The sequence below is a fragment of the Eudoraea sp. genome, assembly GCF_039969275.1.
Lineage (GTDB): Bacteria > Bacteroidota > Bacteroidia > Flavobacteriales > Flavobacteriaceae > Eudoraea.
On sequence record NZ_JBDVOC010000010.1, the window covers coordinates 524,119 to 545,995 of the forward strand.

Below are 21,877 nucleotides of genomic sequence, written 5' to 3' on the forward strand. Positions count from 1 at the left end.
AATGTGTTCTTATCTATTTAGTTTCCGTCCGGAACAATGGATGAATTTCGTTGTGCTTCTTTCGATTTTATAATCGCTAATTCTCCTTCCGCATCAGCGACAATCTGAGCATAATCACCAAAATTTGCAATTACACTTTCCAGAATATATGTTGCCTGATAAGCATCGTCCAGAGCGTAATAATTCTTAGCCATAAGAATTAGACCTTTACCACCCCATTCCTTATAAGCTGCATAATCTCTCGCCAATTTTTGAACAGAAGTATTGGAAGCCTCAAAAGACCCTGCCTTTTGCTTAAAGTATGCATCATAATACAAAGCCTCTGCCGCCAATCCGCCACTAGCTATTTTTAAAACTTCAGAATAAGCCAACTCCGCTCTTTCTTCGTTGCCTGTTGCAATGGCCGATTTAGCGATCATGATCTGTGCATCACTTTTAATTCTATCGTCGATATTACCCGTTGCCAGAACTTTTTCCGCGTAGGCTATGGTCTGGTCATAATTCTTTTGTTCATAATACCCTTTCATTAGGTTAGATTGTGCAAATGTTCTGTTCTGTTGAATATCCGCGATTGATTCTAATCTCTGAAGGAAAGGAAGTGCCGAGGCATAGTTTTTATTTCCAATATAAATTTCACAAACCCTGGTAAGGGCTTGTTCAGAATATTCACTAGCGCCACTGTTGGCGACATAAGTATATCCGGCAAGTGCCTGGTCTTTATCCTCCTTCGCAAAATATAACTGAGCAAGGTTAAAGTTGGCATTTATTGCATGTAATCCATTTGGGAAATCCCTTATATAGTTTTCATATCCTTTAATTGCCGCTTCATTTCTACCCTGAAGGCTTTGCTTCTCAGCAGATTCATAACTGGCATTATCCAATTCCGCATCGGATACTTCAACAAAGTCTATTCCTTCTACCCATCTGGCATACTCACTTACCTGCCCTGTGTCTACATAAATGAGTTTGGCTGTGGCCACTGCCTGTATTGCCTCCTGGGAATTAGGGTAATCTCGAACTACTGTTTTGAACTTATTTAAAGCCAGGTCATTTTTATTGGAATTATAATAAACCAATCCCTGTCTGAGTAATGCCCGGGGAACCAAAGTGCTGCCAGGATAGTCACTTATTAGCCTGTCATAAGTTTCTAACCCAATTTGCTCCCGATTCTCTTTAATATAGGAGTTCCCCAGTTCAAATAGCGCATCATCCTTTAAACTCGATTTGGGATACCTGGAAATAAAACCATTGAGTTCCTCAATTTTTGTGGCACTCCTGTCAATAAAACCATAGCTTATAGCCTTCTGGAAGGCAGCATAGTCTTTTTCGGGACTACCGGACTGCAAAACTTTATTATACGATTCAATGGCCGGCCAGTATTTGCTGGTTACGAAATAGCAATCGCCCAAGCGAACATTGGCATCATTTTTTTTATCATCATCCGTTCCCTTGTTTGCATAAGCCTGGTAATAAGAAATTGCGTTGTTGTAGCTTTTCAGTTTAAAATAGGTATACCCGAGGTTATAATCAAGATCCTGAATTTCTTCAGTTTGCATTGCTGCCTGGTTGTTTTTAAACTGAAGATAGTCTGAAAGTGCATCCTCAAAAGCATTTAGCATATATTGAGATTCCGCCTTCCAATATCTGGCTCGTGCCTCGAAAAGTTTATCTGGCGCATTATTAAGTGATTTCGTAAACAAAGCATGCGCAGAGGCGTAATCTGTTTCAATGAACAATTCTACTCCCCTATAGAACGCAACCTTCTGATAAGTTGCTTTACTGGCGAAACTGCTGTTTTCCTCCAATAGAGCTAGTGCGCCTTCAAAGTTTTTAGATGTAATATAGGAGTCAACCAATAATTCCTGCATTTCCTTGGAATAAGGATCATTAGGATAGGTTTCAAGGTAGGCAGAGAGCACCTTAGGAACTGCTTCATAAGGATTCCCAATTTCATAACTCAGGCGAGCATAATTAAGATATGCATCCTTTTGTATCTCAGTATTAAAATCCATCTGAGAAGCATTCCTGAAAGCATTCAAGGCTTCCTGCTTTTTATCCAGGTTTAAATAACACTCAGCTAAATGGTAATACGCATTTTGGGCTACTCCGTTGTTACCATCAATAATTTTGTTGAATTGGTTAATTCCGTTAGCGTAGTCTGCCTGTTTATAATAACAATAGCCCAGCAAATAGTGATCTGTATTGCTCCATTTACCACGTTTCCCTTTATAAGCTTCCAAATAGGGTATTGCATTTGCATACTGTCCTAAATTGAAATAACTCTCCCCAATAATTTTGTTTAGTTCAGATACCTCTTGTCTGTCAGATTTTGTTAACTGTGACTTGGCCAGTTCAATTGCCTCTTCAAAATTACCCAGCTTAAAATTCATATCGGCCTGGTAATAGGAAAGCTTATCACTTAGTAATTCCTGGTCCGTTATCTGATCGAAACGCTCGTTAGCACCTTCATAATCATCTTGCTGATAAGCAATATAACCCAGGTAGTATTTGGCCTGGGAACCATATGTGGAGGATGTTGTAACCTTGCTTAAATAGCGCTCTGCTTCTTTAGGTTTTTTGGAGCTAAACAAGGAATAACCCATATTAAAATTAAACCGCTCCTTTTCCACAGCCGACATAGAATTTTGATCCACTTTTCTATACCATGTAAGCGCATAGGGATATTTACCGTTTTCGAAATAATAATCGGCAACATCCATAAAGGCGGAGTTTCGCTTTGTGGAAGTTGGATAGTTAGCTACAAAATTTTCCATCAACCTGTCTGCACCAAGCTGATTTAATCTTACTGCGGCATTTGCAACGTAATATGCACTATTGGCTTCTGTTTCAAAATCTTTGGTACTCATTTGCACTTTTTCAAAAATGGTCTGAGCAGCCTGATATTGTTGGCTATTGTACAGCGCCAGCGCGTCCTGATACTGTTTTTGATGATGGGTATAAACTTTTGATTCCTGGGTGAATCCAGAAATAGCAATCCCAATGAAATATAGAAGTAGCGCGGTTTTTTTCTTTCGCATAATGTTCTCTAGCTGTTAAGAAGTACCGTAATTTCCCATAATAACGTCAAATATTGTTACTAAGTATGTTCAACAACTAAATAATAGATTTTTAGTTCATGTGAGCTCGAATTAAGAAGGAACTTATTACTTTTATATCAACATTTAAATTATGAGTGAAAGCATACTAAATCTTAAAGATGTTGCCGTTTTCCAAAAAGATAATATGGTGCTGAATGATATTACGCTGGAGGTAAAAAAAGGAGAGTTTGTATATCTGATAGGAAAGACCGGAAGTGGAAAAAGCAGTCTCATGAAAACCCTTTACGCAGATCTTCCATTATTAGAGGGACATGGGCGAATTGTAGGGTTTAATCTAAAAACTCTTGAAGAAAAGGATATCCCCTTTTTAAGGCGAAAACTGGGCATAGTTTTCCAGGATTTTAAGCTGCTTCCTGATAGAAACATCAACAAGAATCTTATGTTTGTTCTCAAAGCAACAGGCTGGAAAGATCCGGAAAAAATGGATGCGCAAATTGAGGGCGTACTGGATAAGGTAGGTATGAAAACAAAAGGGTTTAAATTTCCTCATGAATTATCCGGAGGGGAACAGCAACGGATTGCCATTGCGCGAGCTTTATTGAATGACCCAGAAATTATCCTGGCAGATGAACCAACAGGTAATCTGGACCCACAGACCAGTGTAGAAGTCATGAAAGTATTACAGGAAATCAATAAGACAGGAAGAACCATCCTAATGGCCACTCATGATTACGCGCTACTTCTCAAATATCCTTCCAAAACCCTAAAATGTGAAAGCGCCAAAGTATTCGAGGTAATTCAGAAAGCAGTTTAATCAGTTTGATGATAAACCATCTACTTTACCGAAGAATCAATTTACTAATGTCCTTAAAAAATAATTAGCGATTCTAAAAGTGAATTTTTCTAAATTTATAATTATCTTTCTGGCTATTCAATTGCTAATACATTAGCAATTCAGCTGAATTAACCCTTTTAGTTGATAGCTAATTGAATTTTAAATGTTTTTTTATCGAAATCAAACAAACCAACAAATTATGAAGATATTCAAGTCTTTACTCTTTAGTTTTGTCCTATTATTTTTCTTTTCTTGTAAAGAAGAAAAGCCCACACCAGAAGTTGTAGAAAAAATTGAGATCCGCGAATGGAAACCTGAAGATACCAGAAGTATAACAGGTCTGACCGTGAAACGGGGACTTAAAGAAAAAACAGCAAAAGCTACCCCTGGCTATGTTATGATTCAACCTCCCGCAAGTACTAAAACACATCTTATTAATCTCGATGGGCAAGTAGTTCATACCTGGGAAGCAGAATTGGCGGTAGTTAACCAATATTTAAAAGAGAATGGCAACCTGGTTAGATTAGAAGTAGATCCCGACTTTCCTACCTTTGCAGCGGGAGGACAAGCAGGAAGAATTAGGGAATACGAATGGGACGGAAATATCTTGTGGGATTTTGAATGGGCAGATGAAGATGAATTGATTCATCATGATATTGAATTATTACCTAACGGAAATATTCTTGCCATTTCTTACGAAGCCAAATCTGAAAAAGAAGCTATCGAGGCGGGTAGAGACCCGAAACATGTTACGAAAGCTGGGCTTTGGCCGGATAAGATCATTGAAATAAAACCTTCCGGACCGACCGGGGGTGAAATTGTATGGGAATGGCATATGTGGGACCATTTAATCCAGGATATAGACAGTACCAAAAACAATTATGGGGTTCTGGCAGAAAATCCCAGAAAAATTAACTTTAATGTACACGGGGATATATATCCTCCAATGACAGAAGAACAGGTTCAACAAGGGATAAAAATGGGTATGATGACAGGAAATGCCACCGTAGATAACCAGCATTCCGACTTTACCCACACCAATGCTATTGCCTATAATGCAGAATTAGATCAGATTGTCATCAGTGTCCCTGCTTACAATGAAATAATGATCATAGACCATGGCACAACCATTGAAGAAGCCAAAGGAAGTACCGGTGGCAGATGGGGCCATGGAGGAGATCTTTTGTACCGCTGGGGTAACCCAGCTAATTACGGACGAGGTACTAAAGAAGACAAGAAACTCTTTTTTGAACACGATATAAAATGGATTCCCAAAGGATATCCCGGTGAAGGTCATTTAATGGTTTTTAATAATGATATTGAACATCCAGACAACACAGCACCCTCTATGTGGGCAGTCTTAATGACAAGCAAATCTCCAGAGGTTAAAGCTCCTATTGGAGTTCTTGGCAATCATAGCGCGGTTTTCGAATTTGTGCCACCAACAAATTCAGAGGGAGCTTATATTTTGGAAGAGAATGGAACTTTTGGGCCTGAAGGCCCTGTTTGGTCTTATACCTCCCCAGACAAGTACTCTTTTTATTCGGCATTTGTGTCAGGAGCTCATCGAATGAAAAATGGGAATACCCTAATAACTTCTGGAGCCAAAGGGCGATTGATGGAAGTTACCCCAGACCAAAAAATTGTATGGGAATATTGGAATCCTTATAACGACAATTACAAAATGCCTGATGGCACGGTGCCGTCACCAATTGGCCCCTTTAAATATATGCAATTTAGGGCAACACATATTACCGAGGACTTTCCTGCATTTGCAGGCAAAGACCTGGCCCCTATTGCGGAGCAACCCGATCCTTTTATATTTAAAATGCCACCCCCGCCTGTAGCGCAGGATAGCGTACAATAAATAGAAAATCAATTATTAACTAACTTAAAACAATACCAATGTCAATTAAAATTATAGGAGCCGGGTTACCAAGGACCGGTACAAATACATTAAAACAAAGCCTGGAACAATTGGGCCTAAAACATGTTTACCACATGAAGGAATTACTGGTAAACCCCGAGAAACTCCATTATTGGAAGACCCTCGACGAAACCGGGGATACTGACTGGGATGCGCTTTACCAAGGGTACGACGGGACAGTAGATTTTCCTGGCTACCCCTGGTACAAAGAACATATGAAACGATACCCCGATGCCAAGGTCATCCTCACAGTAAGGGATTTTGAAGATTGGTACAAAAGTGTGGATAGCACAGTATTCAGAGCCGGACCTCAAACTCCGGGTGAAAAGATAAAAATGATTGGAAAATTACTTTTCAATGCCAGGATCAGAAATGTAGTGAAGTGTATTAAATGGTTCAAGAAGTGCTTTTTTGCTGAAAGACTTCAAGGAAAATTTGAGGATAAAGAATTTGCCCAAAAATTCTGGGAAGATCATTTGGCAGATGTAAAAGCCAGTGTACCTGAAGATAAATTACTGGTTTATGATGTGCGCGACGGCTGGGGGCCTCTATGCACATTTCTAGGTTTACCGGAGCCAACTGAACCCCTGCCACATTTAAATAAAAAAGAGAACTTTATGGCTATGCTTCCAAAACTCATGAAAGGGGAAATGGTCTAAAACAGATATGTTTAAAACCTAACATTACAAACTCCCTCGGTGCTTTTTACCTACCGGGGGTTAATTATAAATATGATTCACCATGAATACTGAAAGCTGGCAGGTAAAAGTTACCCTTTTACTGGTAAGTAGCCTTACCATTATGTCTATGATTACCATATCTGCTTCTTTGCCTGATATGACAAAGGCATTTTCTTCAATGCCAAATGCTGAAAACCTGGTAAAACTCACACTTTCCTTTCCTGCTCTTTTTATCGCCCTAACTGCGATAATCGCAGGGAAGTTCATAGATAAATTTGGAAGATTACGACTTTTAGGCGCTGCCTTAATCCTTTACGCCATTGCCGGAAGCTCGGGTTATTGGTTGGAGAATATATATCTTATCCTGGTTGGAAGAGCTTTGCTGGGTATTTGTGTTGGAATCACAATGACCATTGCTACAACGCTTATAGCAGATTATTATCAGGGCAAATCCAGACAAAAGTTTGCAGGTTTACAAATAGCAGTGATGTCTTTAGGAGGTATAATGTTTGTTACTCTGGGGGGCGTATTGGCCGATATATCATGGCGGGTTCCTTTTTTACTCTATTTATTTCCCATCGTAATCCTTCCCATGACCAATTTATTTCTAAAAGAACCAAAAACAGTACATATTGCAAAAAGTAAGGATACTTCTGTTAAATCACCTAGAATAATTTGGCTTGTCTTTATAAATGTGATGATTATGTGGATTCTGTTTTTTATTATCCCCGTGCAGATACCATTCTATTTAAAATCTATCGGCATTGAAAAAAACACTTTGATTGGCATCGCAATAGCTTCAAGCACTCTTTTCTCGGTAATTTCCTCGCTTTCATTTTCACGTATTAAAGACAAATTGAGCTATCAACAGATTTTTGGGATTGGCTATTTATTAATGGCAATGGCTTTTGCCAGTATTTCCTATGGGGGATCATACGGCATGGTTATGATAGGAATGTTGCTTGCTGGCCTGGGTATGGGTCTAATGATCCCTAATGCAAATATTTGGGTAATGCAATTAGCCCCCGAACAGATTCGAGGTCAGGAAATTGGCAGGTTAACCACATTTTGGTTTATGGGTCAGTTTTTATCCCCTATAATTTTACTTCCTTTTTTAAATATAATTTCAGAATCTCAATTATACTCCATACTCACTTATGTAGTATTAGGCTTGAGCATTGGATTCTTCTTATATGGAATCCTAAATAAAAAGAACCCCGCTGGGTCTTAAGAATTAAAACTTGAATCCGTCAAAAGCGACCATGAGTATTGATTAATTATGTTTTCTAAATATCCATTAACTTAGTGGTTGAGCAACTAAATCTGATGTGATTCTTAAAAAACAAGAAAGTCTTCCAAATAGAAAATCCAGCCCTTTTGTCGGGATACTCCTTTTTATAGTGTCTTTAGTTTTGCTAATTCTTACCGGCCCTTTAGGATTTTTATACGGCATCCTATATTCCTTATTCACAAAAGGCTTTAGAGGTATTGGAGAATATCTATTAAAGATTGCCGTATCTATAGACCAGTTGGGCAATGTACTGATGCAGCATTTACTAAATACACTATGGGTAAAAAAAGGAGGTTACAAATTTGGAAACAGGGATGAGACTATCTCCAGTGCCCTGGGCCGAAACAAAAGACTCGGTACATTAACCCGTTTTGGGATTTTTATTGATAAAATACTGGATAAATTAGACCCTGACCATTCCCTTAACTCCATCGACTATTATATTGAACCATCGCAGGTTGTCCTGGATGTGTTGGCATGGATTCATATTGCGGACAACCGAATCTTATGTACCAGGAGCGCAGGTAAGGATGTCTATTATATTCCGGGGGGTAAAAGAGAACCTGGTGAATCCGATACGCAATCTCTTTCCAGAGAAATAAAGGAGGAATTACAGGTAGTTTTAGACATTTCTTCATTAAAATTAATGGGGATATTTGAGGCCTCCGCGGATGGACTTCAGCCAGGCGTCATGGTTAGAATGCGATGTTATACAGGGGGTTTCACAGGAGAGTTGTGCCCCGATTCTGAAATTTCTGAAATGGTATGGCTAAGTTACCAAGACAGAAATATGGTATCTGAAGTTGATAAACTTATTTTTAATTTTCTTAATAAGAAAGGATATCTAATATAAAAATCCAATGAACCACTAAAAGTTTTTCGTTACATTTAAACGCAATTTTATAAACCTGTATATTAATTTAAAATTTATAAATGGTGGTATTGGGCATTGATATTGGTGGCTCCGGAATGAAAGGTGCATTGGTAAACTCCGTAACAGGAGAAATGTTGACGGAACGTTACAGAATTCCTACTCCTGTATCCAGAAAACCACAAGAAATGGCGGAAGTGGTTAAAAAGTTAGTTGAACACTTTAATCATCAAGGTCCGGTTGGAGTTGGATTCCCTTCAATTATCAGGCATGGGATATGCAAATCCAGAGGAAATTTACATAAATCCTGGGTGAATGTAAATGTAAAAGAACTATTCAGTAATACCACCGGACTGCCGGTAACTGTTATCAATGATGCGGATGCGGCTGGCTATGCCACCATGAATTATGGGATAGGCAGAGACAAAGAAGGCTTTGTTGTAATGATTACTATTGGTACCGGTTTAGGAAGCGGGGCATTTTTTAATGGCGAATTAATTCCCAACTTTGAACTTGGCCAAATACCCTATAAGAAATATAAAAAAATTGAAACCTGGGCAGCAGCATCTGCAAAGGAAAATGAGGGGCTTTCTTATAAACAATGGGGAAAGAGATTTAATATATTCTTAAAATATGTGGAACTTCTAGTTTCTCCTGACCACATTATTTTAGGTGGTGGAACTTCTAAACAATTTGGTGAATACAAAGATTATATCACCATTGAAACTCCTGTAATTCCGGCAGAATTAAGAAACCAGGCAGGAATAGTTGGCGCAGCAGCGGCAGCATTGCATGAGGCACCTAGAGATTAAGCCTGCACAGTTTCGAAAAATTTAAGTGATTTTATTCCTTTTGCGGTCTACCTCTTTTAGAAATACTTTACGCAGGCGTAAATGTTTAGGGGTAACCTCTACATATTCATCTTTTTGAATATACTCCAGGGCTTCTTCCAAAGAAAATTTGATGGCCGGTACTATTTTTGCCTTATCATCCGCCCCGGAAGAACGTACATTTGAAAGTTTCTTGGTTTTGGTGATATTGATTACCATATCGTCACCTCTGGTATTCTCACCAATAACCTGACCTTCGTAGATGTCTTCACCCGGATCTACAAAAAACCTGCCTCTTTCTTGTAATTTATCTATTGAATAAGGAATAGCCTTTCCATTTTCCATAGAAACCAATGAGCCATTTTGCCTTTGAGGAACATCTCCTTTCATAGGTTGGTATTCCAAAAAGCGATGGGCCATTATTGCCTCCCCGGCTGTTGCGGTTAAAAGTTGATTTCGCAATCCAATTATTCCACGAGAAGGGATAAGGAATTCACATACCATCCTTTCACCTTTTGCCTCCATGCTGGTTAATTCTCCTTTACGGATAGAAACCATTTCCACAGCTTTTCCTGATACTTCTTCTGGTAAATCTATGGTCATCTGTTCTATAGGCTCACATTTTACTCCGTCAATGGTCCTAATAATAACCTGAGGCTGACCTATCTGTAGTTCGTAGCCTTCTCTTCGCATAGTTTCTATGAGTACAGACAAGTGTAGAACACCCCTTCCAAAAACCATAAATTTTTCTGCGCTATCTGTCTCTTCCACACGCAATGCAAGATTCTTTTCCAATTCTTTCTCCAACCTTTCCTTGATATGCCTTGAAGTAACAAATTTGCCGTCCTTACCAAAAAACGGACTATCGTTAATGGTGAACAACATACTCATTGTTGGTTCGTCAATTGCAATGGTCTTAAGGCCTTCAGGATTTTCGATATCCGCAATGGTATCTCCAATTTCAAATCCTTCAAGTCCGACTATAGCACAAATATCGCCCATGGCTACTTCCTTCACTTTTATGCGACCCAGACCTTCAAAAGTAAATAGTTCTTTTACCTTAGATTTTACGATACTGCCATCTCGTTTTACCAAAGAGATTTGCTGTCCTTCTTTTAAAGAACCTCGCTGGAGACGTCCAATGGCAATTCTACCTGTAAATGAAGAGTAATCTAAAGAGGTAATCAACATTTGTGTAGTACCCTCCTGAGGTTCAAAACTTGGGATATGCTCAACAACCATTTCCAATAAAGGCTCTATAGTTGTTGTTTCATTCTGCCAGTCATCACTCATCCAGTTATTTTTGGCTGAACCATAGACTGTTGGAAAGTCTAACTGCCATTCTTCGGCACCTAGTTCAAACATAAGGTCAAAGACCTTTTCATGTACTTCTTCCGGGGTACAATTCTCCTTATCTACTTTATTGATTACTACACAGGGTTTTAAACCCATGTCGATTGCTTTTTGTAATACAAATCGGGTTTGGGGCATAGGCCCTTCAAAGGCATCCACCAATAGCAAAACCCCATCAGCCATATTCAAAACACGTTCAACCTCACCTCCAAAGTCCGCGTGGCCGGGAGTATCAATGATATTGATCTTGGTATCTTTATAAAGTACCGATACGTTCTTTGAAGTAATGGTAATACCTCTTTCACGTTCAAGGTCATTATTGTCCAAAATAAGATCTCCGGTTTTCTCATTTTCCCGGAATAACTGGCAATAATGTAATATCTTATCTACCAGTGTTGTTTTACCGTGGTCGACGTGGGCAATTATGGCAATGTTTTTCGTATTGGACATCTTCTTGTTTTGAGCCTGCAAAGATACTCCTATTTTTTGCTTACAGTTATAAAGTTCTGTTATTTTTATTCTATTGATTTTGAGGGATTAGCGGTACAACTAATAGCTTTAAAAAACAATTATCTTTGTAATCTAACTTTTGTATATGAAACTCGACTCTATACCTCAACTAAAATATACCCAGAGTAACAATTTCTTTCTGCTCGCCGGACCGTGCGCCATAGAAAGCGAGGAAATGGCATTGCGAATCGCAGAAAAAGTAGTGGATATCACAAATAAATTGGAGATTCCCTACATTTTTAAAGGTAGTTTTAAGAAAGCAAACCGAAGCCGGGTTGACTCTTTTACAGGTATTGGGGACGAGAAGGCCCTAAAAATATTGAAAAAAGTCTCCGAAACTTTTCAGGTTCCGACCGTTACCGACATACATGAGATATCCGACGCTGAACTTGCCGCTGAATATGTAGACGTCCTTCAAATTCCGGCTTTTCTTGTACGTCAAACCGATTTGTTAGTAGCCGCAGCAAATACCGGAAAAGCAGTAAATCTAAAAAAAGGGCAATTTATGAGCCCGGAAAGCATGAAACACGCTGTAAATAAAATAATTGACTCAAACAATGAACAGGTTATGATTACAGATCGAGGGACAATGTTTGGCTATCAGGATATGGTAGTAGATTTCAGGGGAATACCTGTCATGAAGCAATACGCCCCTGTAATATTAGATGTTACCCATTCTTTGCAGCAACCCAATCAGTCTTCAGGAGTTACCGGAGGGAGACCCGAATTGATTAGTACTATAGCACGTGCAGGGATAGCTACAGGGGTAGATGGAATCTTTATCGAAACCCATTTTGATCCTGCAAATGCCAAAAGCGACGGGGCCAATATGTTGCATTTAGATCAGCTGGAACAACTTCTAACCAATTTAACAGCTCTTCGTAAAACAGTCAATAGTCTTCAGTAATTCACATAAATTTCGTAAAAATCAGTACATTGGAATTGATTAATTCCTATAAGTACTTATGAAAGCAAGCTGGTGTTTATCACTGATTTTGGGCAGTACATTGATTTTTTTTATATCATGTAAGTCCGATAGTAAAGAAAAAAAGTCAACGAAAAGACCAAATATAGTCTTTATCATGTCTGATGATCACGCTTATCAGGCTATCAGTGCTTACAATAATAAATTAATTCAAACCCCTAATATTGACAGGATTGCCAATGAGGGTATGCTTTTTACAAACGCCAGTGTTACGAATTCTATTTGCGCACCTTCCAGAGCTGTAATCTTAACGGGAAAGCACAGCCATATCAACGGAAAAATAGACAACCTTTCCCCTTTTGACACTACCAATATTACCTTTCCTCAGCTTTTACAAAACGCCGGTTACCAAACTGCCATGTTTGGAAAACTGCATTTTGGTAATAATCCAAAAGGATTTGATGAATTCAAAATTCTACCCGGCCAGGGAGATTACTATAATCCTACATTCAATACCAAGCAGGGAGATACCACAATTGTTGGCTATGTCACAGACATAATCACAGACCTAACCTTAGACTGGTTAGAAAAGCGACGAGATACTGCACGACCTTTTCTATTAATGCATCTCCATAAGGCCCCGCATAGATCGTGGCTACCTGCAGAAAGGCATTACAAGGAATTTACCAAAAAAACTTTTCCGCTTCCTGAAACACTCTTTGATGACTATTCCACACGAGGAGATGCGGCTCGCACGGCAGAAATGAATATCCTTGAACATATGGTGCTTAATTATGATAACAAGGTCTTTCCTGAAGTCATAGATCAATTACAGATTAAGGATCGCAAACTTTTTGATCCGCTGGAAAAAATGACCACAGAACAAAAAGTAGTATGGGATTCCGTCTATGGACCAATAAATGAAGATTTTAGAAAAATGTATCCTTCGATGAATGATTCTACCCTTATGATATGGAAATACCAGCGATATTTACAGGATTATCTGGGAACTATTGCTGCAGTAGACGAGAATGTGGGCAGGTTACTGGATTATCTGGATAAAAATGGGTTGAGTGAAAATACCCTGGTAGTATATACTTCAGATCAGGGGTTTTATTTAGGAGAACACGGTTGGTTCGATAAACGCTTTATGTATGAGGAATCATTTAAAACTCCCCTATTAATAAAATGGCCACATGTTATAGATGCAGGAATTACAGAAGACGAAATGGTCCAGAATCTAGACTTTGCCCAGACATTTTTGGAGGTGGCAGGTGTTTTACCCCCCTCAGACATGCAGGGTGAAAGTTTAGTGCCCTTGTTAAAAGACCAAAAAGAAAAATGGGAACGAGAAGCAGTGTACTACCATTACTACGAATACCCTGCCGAGCATGCGGTAAAAAGGCACTACGGTATTGCTACAAAAGACTATAAACTTATTCACTTTTACTACGACGTGAATGAATGGGAGTTATATGACCGTAAGAATGACAAATTGGAGTTGAATAATGTGTATCACGACCCAAAATATGCCAATGTAGTTATTGAAATGAAGCAAAAACTTCAGGAAGTCAGATTAAAATATAAAGACAATGATTCCCTTAGCAATCAGTATATTAAACTATATAAAGAGAAAGGTTGGATAGAATAGCAATCTATTTTTTCCAAAATTTTTGGTCCTTTACTTTATAAGCATCTTTTAATACTTCCTTCAAAATTGTATGATCAATTTCTTCGAGAGAAGTATACCTTAGTGAGCGCATTATTTTGCGGCCGGCTGTTGTCATGTGTTCTAAATGAACTGTGAGATGAGCAGCATTCCAAAATCCGAGGTCTACGTAGTTTTTACTTTGATTCAAATAACAATAAGGTCTTCCTTGCAGATAGTAAAAGGGTATTTTGTATTTAAACTTCAAATCCACTTCTGGTACTGTTTGTTCAATTACAGATTGCAAATGCAAAAGAATACTTCTGTATGGTTCTGGCTGACTTAGTATGTAATTCTCTGCAGGATTCATATCTTTAAGAAAAAAGTCGAAGTGTCTAAGTTATTATTTTCTCTTTTATTCCTGGTTTCTTCTCTTGCCTTTTCTAATGAGTATGAAAGGGTGGACCAGAAAGTGAGGAATTACCCAAATTTTAAAAAAGTCCATGACCTGGGATACAGAATTCAAAACGATTTTAACACCGACGAAGAAAGGGTACGTGCAGCTTTTGTTTGGCTTACCCAAAATATGGTGTACGAAAGAACATATGATGACATTTTTAAGACTGGGCAAATAATCTCTTACCAATCCGAATATGGGAGAAAAAACCAGATAAGACGAGTAGTCCTGGGCTGGGTTGAAAAGGCATTCAGAGACCGTAAAGGAGTTTGTTTAGAATACTCCCTGATCCTTAATGAACTTTGCCAGCAATTTGGTCTGCCGTCTAAAGTAATTGTGGGCATTGCCAAGACGGATATACGATTTGTAAAAGGAGATCAGACTTTTAAAAATCATACCTGGAATGCGGTACAATTAGATGGGGTGTGGAAACTTATGGATCCCACATGGGCATCAGGTCATTTAGATCTGGTAAGTAATAAATTTATCAGGAAACAATTGGACCACTATTATTTTACAAAACCTGATGAATTCGTTAAGCACCATTTCCCAACTAATGAGGAATGGCAGTTATTGGATAATCCGGTGGATATAGAACAATTTTTTAGTTCGCCTATCTATTTAACCGACTTTTTTGGAAAGGGAATCGAACTATCTCCTAAAACGAAAGGAATATTCAGTATTTCCTCTGAAGATAACAACTATATATATTTTGATCAATTGCCACGGGATCATGGAATGTATTATTGGGTACATGGCAGTTCCGAAATTCGGAGAATGGGTTTTAAAAAAGGAAAAGACAAATCATACATATCCAAAATTCGGTTGAAGAAAAAATTACATAAAAATCATAATTTACTAACTGTTTTTATGGATGATAAACCCATATTAAATTTTAAAATTGTAAAGGAACTCAATAACTAATCAAGAACATTATAACAAATTCCAGATGAAAAGAATACTCTTATTACTTTCAATTTTTTCCACCTTACAAACCATAAACTCACAATCTCATTCCCATAGCGGTAATTTGGCTTTGACCTATCCTGATATTGAGGGATACCTTACACTTAAAACCGACTTGCACCAGCATACCGTTTTTTCAGACGGTAATGTTTGGCCCACTATTCGGGTGCAGGAAGCACTAAGGGAAAATTTAGATGCTATTTCCTTAACGGAACATTTGGAATACCAGCCGCATATAGACGATATACCTCATCCGGACCGCAATAGGTCTTATCATTTGGCCTTGGAAGAAGCAAAAGAACATAGTCTCCTTATTATACCTGGTTCAGAGATTACCCGTGAAGAACCTGTGGGGCACAGCAATGCGGTTTTTATTTCAGACGCCAATAAGCTTATGGCCGATGATCCCGCAATTCCTTTTCAAGAAGCCAAAAAACAAAATGCCTTTGTTTTCTGGAACCATCCGGCCTGGCACGCTCAAAGTCCCAGTGGAAATCCTGTTTTAAGTGATTTCCAGGAAGAACGAATAAAAAATGGTGAACTTCATGGTATTGAGGTCATTAATACATTTGATTATGCCGAGGAATCTTTAGCTCTGGCGTTGAAATACAACCTGACTATAATGGGTACCAGTGATATTCACGGATTAATTGATTGGGATTATACTGAAAAAGGAATGCACAGACCCATAACACTGGTCTTTGCCAAAGACAAAAGCCTGGCAAGTATGCGGGAAGCACTGTTTGCTGGACGTACCGTGGCCGTCTATAATTCTCTTTTAGTGGGCAAATCAGAATTTCTAATACCTTTAATCAAAGCAAGTATCCAAATAAAAGAAGCTACGTACATTCCGGAAACACAGGTGTTGAAAGTAGATCTGGAAAATATTTCAAGCAGCGACCTGATATTTGAAAACCAAATGCCCTATACCCTTTACAGTAAACCTCCGGTTTTTGAGATTCCCGCAGGAGCAACGGTTACACTTCAGATTAAAACACTGGAAAAAAAGGAATCAATTTCTCTTGATCTTAAAGCACTGGGCGCCTATACTGCACCAAAAGAGCAGCCCATGATTAGCTGGGAAATCCAGGTAGAGTAGGAACTATTCCTTCCCGTCAACATAATCCTGTAAATAGGAATATCGATCTGTGAGTTTGCCATTTTGTGTCATACGAGCGCGTTCTAAAACCCCGTCCGCATCATTATTGAAAAAGGCAGGGATAACGCTTTCCACAAAGGTAAACCCAAAACCCTTGCTTGCGTCTCTGGGAATCTCAGCAGGGAGATTATCAACAGCCATGACGGCTATGGCGTTAGGGTCTTTATAGTCCACTTCGGATTCGGATTGTGCATGGTACCCATAAACCGGTTCGGCAATGGTAGATGATCTTAGCGTAGATGCCACAGGACCATCTACATCACAACTGATATCCGCAACCACCTTGATTTTGAAATCGGCCCGTTTCGCATCTTCACGGGTAAACAGATAGGGCGCACCGCTAGCGTAAAAATGCCCGGCAATATAGAAATCTGTGACTCTGGCAAAACGAAAGAAATTGGACTTATAAGCATCCTGATGTTCAAAAAAGTCTTGCATACTGCCTTCGGAACCGTCTTTCCTAAGGTTATAGTCGTCAACATCTATCTGGCAATATACGGCTTCATCAAAAGTATCATTCAAAAAGGCTTCTACCCCAACTTCCTTAAGGCCCATTCCATCAAGCATTTCCTTAGACCCGTTCCCTACCCTGCCTTTTCCTGTAAGCAGTACTTTTATGTTAGGTAATTTTAGGCTTGAAAGCTGGTTTATTAATGCCGCCTTATCTGCTAAAGCTGTAGCTTCTGGCAATTGAAATAGCTCAGATTTTAATCCATAAGCTCTAAAGCCGTTATAGGCTCCTACTATCCCCGCATAACGCCCAAAAGCTACCAGGCGTATTCCATTTTGGTTGGTGATCACCTCATGGTCATAGAGTTCAATGTTCTTTTCTAATATAGCTTGTAGTAGCTTACGGTTATAGGATTGTTTCTTGATGGTATGTGAAAAGAAAAAGTATTTCTTATTTGGTATAAGGTGTTCAATGGGAACTTCCTTTACCCCTAACAGTACATCGCATTCCTCCATTTTAGAGGCCACCTCTAAACCTGCTGCTACATATTCTTGATCGGTGAAGACGCGAATAGAAGAAGGTTCTACCGTAATCTGCGCTTCGGCATGGGTTTCCAGGACTTTTTGACAGGCCTGTGGTGATAGCACAACCCGCCTGTCTGGTGGGTTTTTGCGTTCTCTGATGATTCCGAAATGCATAGGTATAATTTGGTACAAATTTTGCGTGAAAATACATGGATTTGCAGTGGTAGCCAAATTCATTAATCATGAATATGAATAAGGAGTTCTATTTTTGCTAACTTTGCAATCCTTTTTTAAGGCAAACGTTCATTGATAAAAAAGATGAGGGAATGAGATCCCGCCTTGGCGGGATTCAATTCGCTAACGGTACGCAATTGCATACCTAGCTCATTGAAGGGGCCGACTGGTTTTGACAGCGAGACCAATGGCGATGTAAGCATGTCGAGCGCTGGGATATAGCTCGTAAAACTCATATTTCAAACTTTTAGTTGGCGATAATAATTACGCTCTTGCCGCTTAATCCGAATTATAGTAGGATTTAGCCTCGTCTCTACCAGGTAGAGAAGCGAGATGTCCCCGGATAGCCCTTGTTGACGGCGATTCATTTAGGGGCACCAGAAAAGTCAACACAAGGGTACTATTGCTTTGTTAGTATCACCAAAATCTTAAGAAGCTAAGTGTGTAATAGGCGGTTTTTGGTCAGCTACACATCGAAAATTGAACAAAAACTAAGCATGTAGAAAGCGTTGTTATTGCTTGTTTGGACGGGAGTTCGATTCTCCCCGGCTCCACGACACTTAAAAATACTCAGCAGATTAAAGTAAGGCAAAATACGGAGCTTGCTTGCGTATTTTGACGAGGTTTAATATGCCCATTGTGACAACAATGGGTATTTTTATTTGCAGCATTGCGAGACATAGAGAACACCGCAAGGTAACCTCCCCGGCTCCACTTTCGCCCACCATAGCTCAGTGCCAACTGAGCGGCGGTGGGCTTTTTAATTTCACCTCTAACCAAAAAACGAGCTCTGAACAGTGGGCTTCGGTGGCCACCGTCCACTATAAATATTAAACCGTTCCGAAGTTTACTAAAATTTTCTGTAGGTACTTTTTGCACCGAAACTTTTGCACAGCGAAAGCGTAGGCGAAAACTGAAATCATTTTGCACGCTGGAATCCTATCTTTAGCAATTTCCACTTCGCAGAGCGATGATATCTACCTTGCGGATGTTTTAAAACTTTGACTCAAGATTTCATTGATTCCAAAATATCAGTTATTGAAACCGATAGTAACAGTGGCATTACCCTCCCCTGCCATAACCATTACGGCTAGTTTGCCTTTTTCAGCCATAAGCTGGCCACCCGTTCCGATGGTAGTTGTAAAATTAATTTTGAAACCTTCACTTTCCAGGATTTCCTTATACTCCTGGAGAGCATTAGCAGGAACATTTTCGAGAATAACAACCCAGTTATTAGCTTCATCAACTTCTTGTGTAGTAACACCTATTACATCACCATATTTAAATTCCGGTACTTCGCCAGGAGCTTCTTTAGGCCAGCTATTCATAGTTGCATCAGTGGTAAATGTACCTTCATCAGTCTTTATCACCACTTTCTCATCATCGATATCTACCTCGGCATCGTTACCTAAAGACTTTTCTATGATCTTCTCACTAGTCTTTTCACTCGTTCTTTTACATGATTGAAATACAATTGACAGGCTTATCAGGCATACTAACATCATCACGAAATTGAAATATAAGTTATTGCATATTTTCATAGGATTTTATTTTTTAAATTAGAATGAAAACTTTTTGTTTTTACCATTGCATTTCATGCCTTGGGAATAAAATCAAAATTAGGATACCTAAAAACCTTTGACAATGATGTAGATCATCATTAGCATATTGATTAATATCGCGGTCAAGCAATCTTGAAGGAAGTCTTTTTATTTTACGAGAATAATTGAGTCCAATTGGTGGATATACCGAAAGCGAAGGCGTTTTTTTGAATCAAATCCTAAGAAACTGACCGGATTTCGTTTTAAGAAGAAAATAGTTGTCTCTCCAATTTAACTGCGATCTCAATCCAACTCTTTAATCATAATATTCCTGAAGGAGACCTCGCCCGGATGATCCTGAAAACAAATATGACCCCTGGAATATTTTCCAAAATCATACCAACGGGCATCGCCCAAATATTCTGATTCTTCTGACTCAGACTTGCTAAATTTGCTCTTTTGAACTAGTGCATCCCATTCTGGTCCTTGTAGTGGAAATGAATTAATTAGAACATCATTGAGGATTACTTCCCCTCGATTGGCTTTATAATCTATTTTGATATGATAAGAATTCCATTCACTGGCAGGTTTAGTAGCATTTAATTTAGTAGGAGCCGACAGATCATATAATGCCCCTACAAAATGTTTATGAGCTTCCAGATCTTCTACGGCATTATTTATTTCCATCTCTCCCCCGAGAGCTATTTTAGGGTTGTCATAAATTGCAGGGTCTAAAATTTGAATTTCCGGTCCTGTTTGGTACGGGTAATTATATTTTTCATCTTCGTTTACCCCCCACATAAAACCGCTATTGCCTCCGGGTATAATTTTCCAATCAAATTTTATTTCAAAGTTTCCATATTCTTTGTCCGTTAATAGGCTTGCATCACCTTCTCCCGATTCCATATCCGAAATCCCGTTAAAAATCAAGGTGTTTTCTTGAACGATCCATCCTCTTGTAGATTCTGCGTTCTGAAAAATATGCCAGCCATCAAGCGAATTATCCACAATCAAAGACTGCCATCCAGAATCCTCGTTTTTACAATTCGTAAAAAGCAGGACCATTAAGAGAGGTAAAACTATTTTTCCCATATCAATATTTTAGACGGTCAACTGAAAGCCAACTGAGTTAGTATAAAGTTAAGTCAAACATTTGATTACTTGTAGGATGAGAATGGAAATTTAACGGTTTTGAATGCGAAATTCCTATGCCCCGCTCTTCTTTGTATGGCCTATGCCAGAAACTTATTCCGGACAATCAATTTATGCTTGTTTTATATGCTTATCTATTGAAAGAAAACGAATTTTATAAATACCTTTATGAAAAATAATCCAGGTTAGTTTACTATTAAAAAATAGATTAAATTATATGCATATTGGTGTTGAGACCGGGCATTAAAGAAATGATATGAAAGCACTTTTTTATACAAGAGAATTTCCTCCTTATGTTTATGGAGGTGCAGGGGTACATGTTGAGTATTTGGCTGCCGAATTAGCCAAACTTATGGAGCTGGAAGTGCGATGTTTTGGGGATCAGGATGAAAAAACCGATAACCTATCTGTTAAAGGATATCCCTATGACAATCCCGTTTTTAACAATTCCAATGATAAACTTAAAGCAGTATTAAAAACATTAAGCACCTGTGTTCATATGAATGCTGATGAAATAGATGCCGATATAGTGCATTGCCATACCTGGTATTCGCACTTTGCCGGTATCACTGCAAAACTGCTATATGGCATTCCACTGGTAGTTACCACTCATTCATTGGAGCCCTTAAGGCCCTGGAAAAGAGAACAATTGGGAAGGGGATATGATGCCTCATTATGGATTGAAAAAACGGCAATAGAAATGGCAGATGCTGTTATTGCAGTATCAAATGAAACAAAAGATGATGTCTTAAAATATTTTGATGTAGATCAGGATAAAATAGAGGTAATATATAATGGGATTAATCTTGAAGAATATGTTGCTACTAAAGAAACTACAGCTCTGGATAAATATCATATCGATAAGTCCAAACCCTATGTGCTTTTTGTAGGAAGAATTACAAGGCAAAAGGGAATCATTCATTTGGTAAACGCCATCAAATATATTGATCCGGATACGCAGGTTGTTTTGTGTGCAGGGGCACCAGATACTCCCGAAATTGAGAAGGAAATGGAAGAAAGTGTTGCTGAAGTGAAGAAAATCAGGGATAATGTTATATGGATAGCTGAAATGCTCGATAAAAACTCCGTGATTCAACTATATTCCCATGCAGATGTTTTTTGCTGTCCTTCGATATACGAACCTTTCGGAATAATCAATATTGAAGCCATGGCCTGCAACACAGCAGTGGTCGCCAGTGCTGTAGGAGGAATAAAAGAAGTTGTAGTGGATGGTGAAACTGGAATCCTGGTACCTTTGGAGCAACAAAATGTGGCCCCTTTTGAACCCGTAGATCCGGATAAATTTGCCCAGGATCTTGCCAAAGGAATAAACGTCGTCATAAACAATACAGAATTGCAGGAATCTATGGCCAATAAAGGCAGAAAAAGAGTAGAAGAAACGTTCGACTGGTCGGCTATAGCCAAACAAGTTGAAACCTTATACAAATCTTTAAAGCATTAAAA

At 38.8% G+C, this 21,877-nt stretch carries 17 protein-coding genes and 1 other RNA gene; 12 read left to right on the plus strand and 6 right to left on the minus strand.

What is annotated here, in order from left to right; translation table 11 throughout:
* Nucleotides 1-17 precede the first annotated feature (17 nt).
* Nucleotides 18-3,038 carry a tetratricopeptide repeat protein gene (locus ABJH90_RS10195; protein ID WP_348138963.1) on the minus strand — a complete coding sequence of 1,007 codons (3,021 nt, stop codon included), beginning with the start codon at nt 3,036-3,038 and terminating at the stop codon, nt 18-20.
* Nucleotides 3,039-3,189: 151 nt separating this feature from the next.
* Here ABJH90_RS10195 and ABJH90_RS10200 point away from each other — a divergent pair, with 151 nt between their 5' ends.
* From ABJH90_RS10200 to ppgK, 6 genes are all read left to right on the plus strand, one after another.
* Entirely contained in the window at nt 3,190-3,873 is a 684-nt protein-coding gene (locus tag ABJH90_RS10200; protein ID WP_348138965.1) for an ATP-binding cassette domain-containing protein, read from the plus strand.
* Nucleotides 3,874-4,093: 220 nt separating this feature from the next.
* Entirely contained in the window at nt 4,094-5,761 is a 1,668-nt protein-coding gene (locus tag ABJH90_RS10205; protein WP_348138967.1) for an aryl-sulfate sulfotransferase, read from the plus strand.
* Between the two features lie 38 nt (nt 5,762-5,799).
* Nucleotides 5,800-6,480 (plus strand): sulfotransferase family protein, encoded by a 681-nt coding sequence (locus ABJH90_RS10210; protein WP_348138968.1) that lies wholly within the window; start codon nt 5,800-5,802, stop codon nt 6,478-6,480.
* Nucleotides 6,481-6,562: 82 nt separating this feature from the next.
* The gene (locus tag ABJH90_RS10215) at nt 6,563-7,732 is read left to right on the plus strand and encodes an MFS transporter (RefSeq protein ID WP_348138970.1); all 1,170 of its coding nucleotides are present in this window, start codon (nt 6,563-6,565) and stop codon (nt 7,730-7,732) included.
* 97 nt (nt 7,733-7,829) lie between these two features.
* On the plus strand, nt 7,830-8,645 hold the full coding sequence (locus ABJH90_RS10220; RefSeq protein ID WP_348138972.1) for an NUDIX domain-containing protein: 816 nt from the start codon (nt 7,830-7,832) through the stop codon (nt 8,643-8,645).
* Nucleotides 8,646-8,725: 80 nt separating this feature from the next.
* Entirely contained in the window at nt 8,726-9,475 is a 750-nt protein-coding gene (gene ppgK / locus ABJH90_RS10225; RefSeq protein ID WP_348138974.1) for a polyphosphate--glucose phosphotransferase, read from the plus strand.
* Nucleotides 9,476-9,496: 21 nt separating this feature from the next.
* On the opposite strand, the gene typA is transcribed toward ppgK, so the two are convergent.
* Entirely contained in the window at nt 9,497-11,296 is a 1,800-nt protein-coding gene (gene typA, locus ABJH90_RS10230) for a translational GTPase TypA (protein ID WP_348138976.1), read from the minus strand.
* Nucleotides 11,297-11,441: 145 nt separating this feature from the next.
* On the opposite strand from typA, the gene kdsA reads away from it, so the two are divergent.
* Both kdsA and ABJH90_RS10240 read left to right on the plus strand, forming a co-directional pair.
* The gene (gene kdsA / locus ABJH90_RS10235) at nt 11,442-12,263 is read left to right on the plus strand and encodes a 3-deoxy-8-phosphooctulonate synthase (protein WP_348138978.1); all 822 of its coding nucleotides are present in this window, start codon (nt 11,442-11,444) and stop codon (nt 12,261-12,263) included.
* Between the two features lie 58 nt (nt 12,264-12,321).
* A complete protein-coding gene (locus tag ABJH90_RS10240) occupies nt 12,322-13,932 on the plus strand; it encodes a sulfatase (RefSeq protein WP_348138980.1) in 1,611 nt (536 codons plus the stop codon).
* Between the two features lie 4 nt (nt 13,933-13,936).
* Here ABJH90_RS10240 and ABJH90_RS10245 read toward each other — a convergent pair whose 3' ends face one another.
* Nucleotides 13,937-14,299 carry a DUF1801 domain-containing protein gene (locus ABJH90_RS10245; protein WP_348138982.1) on the minus strand — a complete coding sequence of 121 codons (363 nt, stop codon included), beginning with the start codon at nt 14,297-14,299 and terminating at the stop codon, nt 13,937-13,939.
* 21 nt (nt 14,300-14,320) lie between these two features.
* Between ABJH90_RS10245 and ABJH90_RS10250 the strand changes: the two genes are divergently transcribed.
* Complete coding sequence (locus ABJH90_RS10250) at nt 14,321-15,310, plus strand: transglutaminase domain-containing protein (protein ID WP_348138984.1); 990 nt, start codon at nt 14,321-14,323, stop codon at nt 15,308-15,310.
* A gap of 25 nt (nt 15,311-15,335) precedes the next feature.
* Nucleotides 15,336-16,451, plus strand: a complete 1,116-nt coding sequence (locus ABJH90_RS10255; protein ID WP_348138986.1) for an Sb-PDE family phosphodiesterase — start codon at nt 15,336-15,338, stop codon at nt 16,449-16,451.
* A gap of 3 nt (nt 16,452-16,454) precedes the next feature.
* On the opposite strand, the gene ABJH90_RS10260 is transcribed toward ABJH90_RS10255, so the two are convergent.
* Nucleotides 16,455-17,660: an NAD(P)-dependent oxidoreductase gene (locus ABJH90_RS10260; protein ID WP_348138988.1), complete on the minus strand. Its 1,206-nt coding sequence runs from the start codon at nt 17,658-17,660 to the stop codon at nt 16,455-16,457.
* A 218-nt stretch (nt 17,661-17,878) separates the two neighbouring features.
* Between ABJH90_RS10260 and ssrA the strand changes: the two genes are divergently transcribed.
* Nucleotides 17,879-18,277, plus strand: a transfer-messenger RNA (tmRNA) gene (gene ssrA, locus ABJH90_RS10265).
* Nucleotides 18,278-18,751: 474 nt separating this feature from the next.
* On the opposite strand, the gene ABJH90_RS10270 is transcribed toward ssrA, so the two are convergent.
* Nucleotides 18,752-19,261 (minus strand): hypothetical protein, encoded by a 510-nt coding sequence (locus ABJH90_RS10270; protein ID WP_348138990.1) that lies wholly within the window; start codon nt 19,259-19,261, stop codon nt 18,752-18,754.
* 303 nt (nt 19,262-19,564) lie between these two features.
* A complete protein-coding gene (locus ABJH90_RS10275) occupies nt 19,565-20,353 on the minus strand; it encodes a DUF1080 domain-containing protein (protein ID WP_348138992.1) in 789 nt (262 codons plus the stop codon).
* A gap of 316 nt (nt 20,354-20,669) precedes the next feature.
* On the opposite strand from ABJH90_RS10275, the gene glgA reads away from it, so the two are divergent.
* Nucleotides 20,670-21,875: a glycogen synthase gene (gene glgA, locus ABJH90_RS10280; protein WP_348138994.1), complete on the plus strand. Its 1,206-nt coding sequence runs from the start codon at nt 20,670-20,672 to the stop codon at nt 21,873-21,875.
* Nucleotides 21,876-21,877: the final 2 nt, after the last annotated feature.